The 6,000-nt window shown below is 68.8% G+C and carries 5 protein-coding genes and 1 other RNA gene; all 6 read left to right on the plus strand.

All coding sequences use genetic code 11. The features are described 5' to 3' along the window. Nucleotides 1-279 precede the first annotated feature (279 nt). The 6 genes from ftsE to NYZ98_RS36125 all read left to right on the plus strand — a co-directional run bounded on the left by ftsE (nucleotide 280) and on the right by NYZ98_RS36125 (nucleotide 5,880). Nucleotides 280-969: a cell division ATP-binding protein FtsE gene (gene ftsE, locus NYZ98_RS36100; RefSeq protein ID WP_262848883.1), complete on the plus strand. Its 690-nt coding sequence runs from the start codon at nucleotides 280-282 to the stop codon at nucleotides 967-969. 34 nt (nucleotides 970-1,003) lie between these two features. Further along, entirely contained in the window at nucleotides 1,004-1,912 is a 909-nt protein-coding gene (gene ftsX / locus NYZ98_RS36105) for a permease-like cell division protein FtsX (RefSeq protein WP_262848854.1), read from the plus strand. A 22-nt stretch (nucleotides 1,913-1,934) separates the two neighbouring features. Then, nucleotides 1,935-2,402: an SsrA-binding protein SmpB gene (gene smpB / locus NYZ98_RS36110; RefSeq protein ID WP_262848856.1), complete on the plus strand. Its 468-nt coding sequence runs from the start codon at nucleotides 1,935-1,937 to the stop codon at nucleotides 2,400-2,402. 55 nt (nucleotides 2,403-2,457) lie between these two features. After that, nucleotides 2,458-4,341 carry a penicillin-binding transpeptidase domain-containing protein gene (locus NYZ98_RS36115; RefSeq protein ID WP_262848858.1) on the plus strand — a complete coding sequence of 628 codons (1,884 nt, stop codon included), beginning with the start codon at nucleotides 2,458-2,460 and terminating at the stop codon, nucleotides 4,339-4,341. A 357-nt stretch (nucleotides 4,342-4,698) separates the two neighbouring features. Further along, nucleotides 4,699-5,076, plus strand: a transfer-messenger RNA (tmRNA) gene (gene ssrA, locus NYZ98_RS36120). Nucleotides 5,077-5,196: 120 nt separating this feature from the next. Beyond that, a complete protein-coding gene (locus NYZ98_RS36125; protein WP_262848860.1) occupies nucleotides 5,197-5,880 on the plus strand; it encodes an alpha/beta fold hydrolase in 684 nt (227 codons plus the stop codon). Nucleotides 5,881-6,000 lie beyond the last annotated feature (120 nt).

Below are 6,000 nucleotides of genomic sequence, written 5' to 3' on the forward strand. Positions count from 1 at the left end.
CTGGGCCGGCACACTGGGCGCAGATGAGATGTTCGCAGCTCACGGGGTGTCTCCCTCTCCACGGTGATCGCTTTACCAGCCTGATAGCGAGTGTGGAATCGTTTTGTTTCCGTTATGGACGTTCCATGCCAGTGTTACCCCTAGACTGAGCCTCGGCCAACCGGAACGTCGATCAATGGTCAAGAGCGGCGCCCCCCGACCGGCGAGCAATGCGATGTGGCTCACGCGGCCACTCCCGCGACCGTCCTAACCCCTAGACTGGCATGCCGTGATGCGCCTGTGATCCATTTCGATAATGTCACCAAGGTCTACGTTAACCAGAACCGGCCCGCCCTCGACCACGTCAGTGTGGACGTCGACAAGGGTGAGTTCGTGTTCCTGGTCGGTCCTTCGGGTTCGGGGAAGTCGACCTTTCTCCGGCTTGTCCTGAAGGAGGAGCGCCCGAACACGGGCGCCATACATGTCGCCGGTAAGGATCTGGCGCGCCTGTCGAACTTCAAGGTGCCGCATCTGCGCCGCCGCATCGGCTGCGTGTTCCAGGACTTCCGGCTGCTACCCAACAAGAACGTCTACGAGAACGTGGCGTTCGCGCTGGAGGTCATCGGCAAGCCGAGGCGGTTCATCCGCAAGGTGGTCCCCGAGGTCGTCGAGCTCGTCGGCCTGGAGGGCAAGGCCCACCGAATGCCCGACGAGCTCTCGGGAGGCGAGCAACAGCGGGTCGCGATGGCCCGCGCCTTCGTCAACCGACCGATGATCCTTCTCGCGGACGAGCCCACGGGAAACATCGACCCCGCGACGAGTATCGGGATCATGAAGGTGCTGGACCGGATCAACCGGACCGGTACCACCGTCGTCATGGCCACCCATGACGCCGCCATTGTCGACTCCATGCGCAAACGCGTGGTCGAGCTGGAGGACGGCAAGATCGTCCGAGATCAGTCACGCGGCGTCTACGGTCAGGCGTACTGATCACCAAGCGAGAGCAACAGGGGACACCCAAAGCATGCGGGCAAACTTCATTTTCTCTGAGGTCTGGATCGGCCTTCGCCGCAACCTCACGATGACCATCGCGGTCATCGTGACGGTGGCCATCGGCATGGCGCTGCTCGGCATTGGGCTCATGATCAACGCGCAGGTCGGCAGCATGAGCACCTACTGGTCCGACAAGGTCCAGCTCTCGGCCTTCCTGTGCAAGAAGAACGATCCGTTCCAGGCGTGCAAGGGCCGGAGCCAGGTCAGCGACGCGGAGAAGAAAGAGCTCCAGACGCGCATCCAGAGCATGGGCCAGGTCGACAAGGTCTTCTTCGAGACCCAGGAGAAGGCCTACGCCAACTTCAAGGCCGCCTACAGCAGCAACAGCGTCTTCCTCTCGGCCGTGAAGGTGGACGACATGCCCGAGTCGTTCCGGGTCAAGCTGAAGGACCCGAACGACTACAAGGCGGTGTTCGACGCCCTGAGCGGCGCGCCTGGCGTGTCCAACGTGGTCAACGACCAGCAGCTCCTGGACAAGTTCTTCGGGCTGATGAGCAAGCTCCGCTGGGCCGCGCTGGTGGTCGCGCTGATCCAGGTGTTCGCGGCGATCCTGTTGATCGGCAACACCGTCCGGCTGTCGGCGTACAACCGGAGGCGGGAGACCGGCATCATGCGCCTGGTCGGCGCCTCCAACCTCTACATCCAGCTGCCGTTCGTCATGGAGGGCACCATCGCCGGCCTGGTCGGCGGCGTGATCTCCGCGGTCCTGCTGATGCTCGCCAAGGTCGTGCTGTTCGACGGGATGAAGAACTACTTCGTGCTGTCCACCCAGCTCGGCTGGAGCGAGGTCGCGCAGGTGATCACCCTTACGACGGTGGTGGGTGTGCTGATCTGTATCCTCGCCTCCTTCGTCACCCTGCGGCGATACCTGAGGGTGTGACCGGCCCCGGTAGGCTCTGGTCATGCCACGTGAGACCGGGCGCAAGCTCGTCGCCCAGAACAAGCGTGCCCGGCACGACTACTCGATCGAGGACACCTACGAGGCCGGGCTCGTCCTGATGGGCACGGAGGTGAAATCCCTCCGTGCCGGCCGGGCGAGCCTCGTGGACGGGTTCGCCCAGGTGAGGGACGACGAGGTGTGGCTGATGAACGTCCACATCCCGCAGTACCACATGGGCACGTGGACCAACCACGCCGCGCTGCGCCCCCGCAAGCTCCTGCTCCACCGCAAGGAGATCGGGAAGATCGTCAACAAGACCAAGGAGACCGGACTGACCCTGGTCCCGCTCTCCTTGTACTTCAAGGACGGCCGGGCCAAGGTCGAGATCGGCATCGCCAGGGGCAAGAAGACCTGGGACAAGCGGAACGACCTCGCGGAGAGGCAGGCGACCCGCGAGATGGCCCGCGCCGTTCGTCACCGCAACCGATGAGGTCCGATCAGCCGTGGCGCTAGCGGTACGTACGAGAAGAGCACTGTCGGCGGGCATGTCGCTGGCGGTGGCCGTCCCCCTGCTGTCGGCCTGTTTCAGCGAGCCCTCGCCGCACGAGGCCGTCAGCCAGTTCCTGGTCGGCTGGCAGACCGGCGACTACGCCTCCGCGGCCGAGCGCACCGACGGTGATCCCAAGGTCGTCAGGAAGGCTCTGGAGCAGGCCGGGCTGCAGCTCGACGCCGCCTCGATCCGGTTCTCCCTCAAGGGCCTGTCGACCAGCGGTGACGACGCCGACGCCAAGTTCCAGGTGCGGATCGACCTCGGGGACAACAACCCCCTGTGGCAGTACGACAACAACCTGCCGCTCCACCTCGTCGACGGGGTCTGGAAGGTCCGCTGGTCGCCGAGCGTGATCCACCCGCAGCTGCACCCCGGGCAGCGTTTCGCGGTCAAGGTGCCCCCGACCGGCCGCCAGCCCATCGAGGACCGCGACGGCGACGCGCTCCAGACCGAGGCCACCCTCTACGTCGCGGGCGTCTTCCCCGCCAGGGTCAAGGACCCGGTCGGGGTCTGCGAGCGGCTGTTCCAGGTCACCGGGTTCGCCCAGGACCGGCTGCTGAGCCGCATCCGGTCGGCGCCGCCGGAGGACTTCGTCCCGCTCGTCACGTTCGGCGGGAACAAGTACGCCCAGCTCCGCGACCGGCTGGACGAGATCCCCGACCTGCAGATCGAGAAGCGGCTGCAGCCGGTCAAGCCCGCCCAGCCCGTCGACATCATCGGCTCGGTCAGCGCCAACACCCCCGAGACCGAGCAGCAGCTCGGCGGCCCCCTGCTGGCCGGCGACACCTTCGGCCAGGGCGGCCTGCAGAAGGCCTACCAGGACCAGCTCACCGGCTCCACGGGCACGAAGGTCATCACCTACGACCTGAAGACCAGCGAGCAGGTGGCCGAGCTGGCCCAGTGGCCGGGCCGGGCCAACACCACCTCGGTGAAGACCACCATCGACCGTGGCGTCCAGCAGTCGGCCGACCTCGCCGTCAGCGGCACCGCCCCGGCGACCCTGGTGGCGATCGACGCGCCCACGGGCGAGATCCTCGCCGTGGGCTCCCACGAGATGAACCAGGAGAAGGACGGGCTCGACGGCCGCTTCCCCCCGGGGACCACGTTCTCGATCGTCGCGGGCGAGGGGCTGTTCGGCGCCGGAGGGCTGGATCCCGAGCAGAAGGTGCCGTGCCCGGCCGACCGCCTGGTCGGCGGCGCCCGGTTCCAGCAGGCGATGCCCACCGACGGCACCGTCCCCACCCTGGTGCCCGGCACCGCGCCCACCGTCGCCGCCAACTTCGCGAACGGGTGCGTCACGGCGCTGGCGTCCCTGTCCCGGCGCGTCAGCGCGGGCGCGCTCACCCAGGCGGCCACCCGATTCGGCATCGGCGGGAAGTGGAGCCTGCCGTTGCGCTCGTTCAGCGGGACGATGCCGCCGGCCGCGAGCGACGCCGCCAAGGCGAAGATCATCGCCGGGCAGACCGTGCGGGTCAGCCCGCTGTCGATGGCCCTGGTCGCCGGGGCCGTCGCGTCCGGCACCTGGCGGCCGCCCACACTGGTCACCTCGCCCGCCTCACCCGACCTGTCCTCGGACGTCCCGCCGGTCGCCCCGCCGAGCCCGATCCCGCTGGACACGGGGACCCTGGCCAAGCTGCGGGCGCTCATGCGGGCCGGTGTCACCACCGGCACCTCGGCCCCGGCGGCGGCTCCCGGCGCCAAGGTGTACGGCGTGTCCTCCGGCGTCACCTACGTGGACAAGAAGCACTCCAGGAGCCTTTCGTGGTTCGTGGGCTGGCAGGGGGACATCGCGGTGGCCGTCCTGACCGAGACGACCGACCCGGCGGCCTCCGCGCGCATCGCGGGCCAGTTCTTCCGCAGCGCCCGTAACGCCGCCTGACCGCTCCCGCGAGGGCGGTCGCGGGCGGCGGAAAAATTTGTGCGGGCGAGCAACCATCGGGGGCGGGTTCAGCGTCTTTCTGGGTGATTGGGCACCGCTTGGGGGTTGCGGGCCCAGTCGCCGTGATGAGACCAGGGCTTCATCTCGGGGGAAGCCCTGCCGTCCGGACCGGCTCGACCCTGCCGGTCGGCCCCCGGGGGCGTGCGCCACGTGCCACGCCTCCGGGGGTTTCGGCGTTCCACGGCCAGGCAGGGGGCCCGCCCAGGGCCGTCCAGGGAATCAAGTTGGCGTCGCGGGCGTTATCTGGAGTATCTTCTGCTTGCTCGGTCTTTCACGAGACCGGGTGACAACTCCACAGGGGGTGACTGGTTTCGACTTCGACATGTCGCGGCCAGGGGAAGCGGGTCGAGGACTGCGGACATAACCTCGTTAACACTGTGACCGCAAAACAATAAGTGCCAATAACACGCGCACTCAGGGCCACATGGCCCTCGCCGCCTAAGCGAGGACCAGCCCTTGCCAGCCCGGGAGCGCCTCCGGCCCGGATCTGGTATCGCTAGGAGGCTCAACCGCTCGACTCGGTCACGGGGTCGATAGGGAAACCAAACAGTGACTGAGCCCGTCGGCGACATGCCTGTGTGATCGCCGGGGCTGAGAAAATCGCAGCAGGCTGCGCCCGGAGAAGCCCTGTCGTGGTGTTGAAGGACGCGGGTTCGATTCCCGCCACCTCCACCAGTAGATCGCCAAGGGCGGTCGGCGGCCACAAGCCGCCGGCCGCCCTTCGTCATGTCCACACGCATTTCGCCCGCTGCGAATTCTCGACTGGTTCGGTGGGGTCCGGCCTAGTTTGTGGGGATGGGTGAGCTTCTGGTCGTGCCGGTGAACGGGATTCGGATGGCCTGTGAGGTGGCGGGGGACGAAGGCGCGCCGCCGGTGATGCTGCTCGCCGGGCGAGGGTACGGCCGCGCCGACTGGGCGGGCGTCATGGGGAAGCTCGCTCCCTCCTGGCGGGTGTACGCGCCTGACCTGCGGGGGCACGGGGACAGCGAGTGGCCGGGCGTCTACGGCCTGGAGCTGATGCGGGACGACGTGATCGCCCTGCTGGACCACCTCGGCGGGGCCCGCGTGGCGCTGGTCGCCCACTCCCTCGGCGGGGTGGTCGCGTGCCTGGTCGCCCATGAGCGGCCCGACCTGGTCGACCGGCTGGTGCTGGAGGACGTGCCCGCGCTCCGGCCCGCCGACGTCCCCATCCCGCAGCGGCCTGCGGGGACGCTGCCGTACGACTGGGCCATGATCGAGCAGACCGCCGCCGAGCGCAGGAACCCCGACCCCGCGTGGGTGGAGCGGCTCTCGGAGATCACGGCGCCCACCCTGGTGATCGCCGGCGGCGCGGCCAGCCACGTCTCCCAGGAGTCGGTGGCCGAGGTGGCGGCCCGGATCCCGGGCGCCCGGCTGGTCACGATCGAGGCGGGCCACGACGTCCACGCGACCCGCCCCGCCGACTTCCTCGCCGTCCTCACGGACTTCCTCGGCCACTGACGGCCAACTGACGGCCCCGGCGGATGCGGTGGGCGCGGTGGGGGGGGGGGGGGGGGGGGGGGGCCCCCCCCGCCCCCCCCCGGGCCCCCCCCCGGGGGGGCCCCCCCCGGGGCGCCCCGC

The sequence above is a fragment of the Sphaerisporangium corydalis genome (genome assembly GCF_025506355.1).
Taxonomy (GTDB): Bacteria; Actinomycetota; Actinomycetes; order Streptosporangiales; family Streptosporangiaceae; genus Sphaerisporangium; species Sphaerisporangium corydalis.